1 protein-coding gene is annotated in these 279 nt (G+C 46.2%); it reads left to right on the top strand.

Annotation, left to right across the window (positions count from 1 at the left end):
* Positions 1-279, top strand: a 279-nt coding sequence (locus DL891_RS17230) for a hypothetical protein (protein WP_157962621.1), incomplete at both ends; no start/stop codon positions are given.

The raw sequence follows: 279 nt of genomic DNA, 5'->3' as shown, positions 1-279 counted from the left end.
ATCAGGCTGGTGGATTTGTTCCCCAGCAAGATGGAGCTGGAGATGGCACCCCGGATGTTTTTGAGATTGAAGTAACGGGCGGAAGCAGCTCATATGGTAGACAGGGTTATAGTGAGTTTTTTGCACATCTATTGAGGGCATCCTCAAAGATTCCACAACTTGATGGGCCTATTCCTGATCCTTACGATGATGTGCTTTCTACTCCCAATATATACAACCACCAAGGAGTTTTCAACGAAGACTACAACATCGCCAATACACCTGCTCCTGACATTCCAG

Origin of the sequence: Homoserinimonas sp. OAct 916, assembly GCF_003260275.1 — a bacterium.
Classification (GTDB): Bacteria; Actinomycetota; Actinomycetes; order Actinomycetales; family Microbacteriaceae; genus OACT-916.
The sequence above is the reverse complement of the archived record's forward strand: the minus strand, read 5'-3'. Positions and strand labels throughout refer to the sequence as shown.